The organism is Actinocrinis sp. (assembly GCF_035946395.1).
Lineage (GTDB): Bacteria > Actinomycetota > Actinomycetes > Streptomycetales > Catenulisporaceae > Actinocrinis.
Map to the genome: position 1 here is coordinate 1 of NZ_DASYZI010000205.1, position 2611 is coordinate 2611.

Below are 2611 nucleotides of genomic sequence, written 5' to 3' on the forward strand. Positions count from 1 at the left end.
CCCCCGACCCCACACACCCCTCCACCGTCACCACCCCAACACCCACCCGGGATCACAACCACAACCAGCACTATGACTACGACTACGACCGCCCGCACAACCGCCCACGCGCTCAACACCATGAGCAACACCATGACCAGCACCGAGAGCAGGACCCTGAAACCTCGGCCCAGCCACGCCGCCTCCTGGTGATCGAGGACCGGCCGCACGGTCTGCTCACGCTGGTCGCCGAGAGCGCCGTAGCGGACCTGGCCGACAGTCGCCAACTGCTGGACGGGCGCGACCCCGCGCAGATCACGACGGCTGTCGGCGTGCAGGAGGCGTCAGCGATCCTGGCGTCCGAGCCGTACCACTGCGTCGTGCTGGAACTCGACATGGCCGACGACGGCGCGTCCCGCTTCCTGCAAGCGCGCGCCGACGACCCGGCGCTGCACGCGATCCCCGTGCTCGCACACCACAATCGCCGCCTTGGCGCAGCACAGGAGCAACAACTCCAGGCCCACGCGCAGGCCCATCCGCTCGAACTCCTGCCAAGCCTGGACGAACTACGCGAGCGCATCGCCCTGCACCTGACTGCGGAACGCCCCGGCGACGTGGTACCCCTGGCCCGCGCGGAGAACCGTCAGCCCACTGAGCTACCGGAAAGCGATGGCCACTTGGCCGGGCGTACCGCGCTGGTCGTGGACGACGACATCCGCAACGTCTTCGCCCTGACCGGCATGCTCGAATTCCACGGCATGCGGGTCCTCGATGCCGAGAACGGCCTCAAGGGCATCGAGTCCTTACAACAGGACCCGAACATCGAACTGATCCTGATGGACGTGATGATGCCCGAGATGGACGGCTACGAGGCCATCGCACGCATACGCGCCATGCCCGACCGCGCCGACCTGCCGATCATCGCCGTCACCGCCAAAGCCATGCATGGCGACCGCGAGAAGAGCCTGGCCGCCGGCGCAACCGACCACATCACCAAGCCAGTCGACGCCGCCGCGCTGATCGACTGCATCGAGCGCGTACTACACGTCAAGTAAGCGCACGCAGAACGACCGCGCCGCGCCGACAATCAGAGCGCTAACCTCTTCGTACAGCAAGTCTTGCGGATCCGTACGGGGGCCGGACCATACGCACACGTGCGCCCAAGTGGGTACCAAATCAGCCACTTACAACAAGTCGACTCGCGTGGCTTGCCGCACGCCCCGTCCTGCTTCGACGCTCACGCCCCTGGTGGCTCGTGCTACTGCGCGTCATCGGCTCATCAAATCGATCCACGTCGGAGCCTTCCATGTCGGGGGCAGGCCTGGCGGACGACATGGCCTCCGAGGTCGTGAGCGATCGCATTGCAAGCTACTCAGTACCCATAGATCGCGTCGCCGAGCGCCTGAGCCCTGCCGAGGTGTCGGCGCTGCGAGAGCGCGGCGCTCTCCCGGATTGGTTCTTTGACGCAGTCGAGCAAGAGCGTAAAGCGTTTCTGCGTAGTCTCAAGTGACCAGGGCGACGCCTCACCTCATCCAGTTCCCGTCAATCAGCTGCTGAAGCCACGCCCGGGCCCGGACCAGCGGACGAGTCCTTCGCCGCCGACGCCGGTCAGTAGCGGATCAAGACCCCGAAGCCAGGCGCCCCGGCACCCAGGCACCTTGGTCTGCCAGCGCCTTGCGAAGCGACGCCACTGTCTGCACGCCCGAGAAGACGCGCCGACCGATGCCAAGCCCATTCGCTGTCACAAGCGGTTCGAGATCTGCCACGGCTCGATCAGCGTCGCGCCAGACCATACACCTGCGCCCGACACGCATCTCCTGCGCGTCGCGAGTACTACGCATCGGTACGACGGACCCTGATAGGAGACAGACGGCATCATGTCATGAAGTCGTCCCGCTCCGGCCCCACCAACGAGAACTCGTCCGTCAGAACCCTGAATGCCGCGTCTGCCTCGACGTGAAAGGCTCACACGACCGCTGTGTACGACCGCCTACCCACTCCCACTCACTCCCACTCGCTCCCCCACTCACTCAGCATCACCCCGCCCTCCGACAGACCTAAGGCCCAGCTAAGGCCCGGCAACTCCTCAGCCCTGAGTCTTGAGCCAATGGTGCTGCACGTGAGGAACAGCCGCCGATTCCGATCAACTCGCGGCGCGGCGCGAACGCTCCTGGATGGAGCGTTCCAGGGCAGCGATCTCGTCGGGCAGTGGGCGGCCCATCTTTCCGAGCACCTCCTGCGCCAAGACCAGAGGCTGGTCCCAGCCCAGGTCGCCGCGACCCTCCATGATGACGGAAAGCAGGTGTAAGGCCTCGACGAGATAGCCGTGGTAGTTGCGGCCTTCGGTGACCAGGTCCAGCAACTGCTCCGCCGCCCAGCCCGCGACCTCGACTATTTCCAGCATTTCGGCGGCTTCGTGCTCGTGCAGCCGTGCGGCCTGTAGCAGCGTCAACGCGTAGTAGTGCCGGTCCTCGTCACCGAGGCGGAAATCCGGCGACCAGTAAATCTCCAGCGCTTTGATGCACGACATCATCATCACGACCGACAGGTCCTGACCGTCGACCGGGTTCACGAGCCGGAACACATCGCTCTCCGCGAACAGTGTGCGTGCGAGCGAGGAGCGGTAATGCGG

2 protein-coding genes are annotated in these 2611 nt (G+C 65.4%); one reads left to right on the forward strand and one right to left on the reverse strand.

The genetic code is table 11. The annotated features are described in order from the left end of the window. Positions 1-1034: response regulator (locus tag VGS97_RS12680; RefSeq protein ID WP_326853599.1), on the forward strand; the 1034-nt coding region annotated here is incomplete at its 5' end. A gap of 1088 nt (positions 1035-2122) precedes the next feature. On the opposite strand, the gene VGS97_RS12685 is transcribed toward VGS97_RS12680, so the two are convergent. After that, positions 2123-2611: hypothetical protein (locus tag VGS97_RS12685; RefSeq protein ID WP_326853600.1), on the reverse strand; the 489-nt coding region annotated here is incomplete at its 5' end.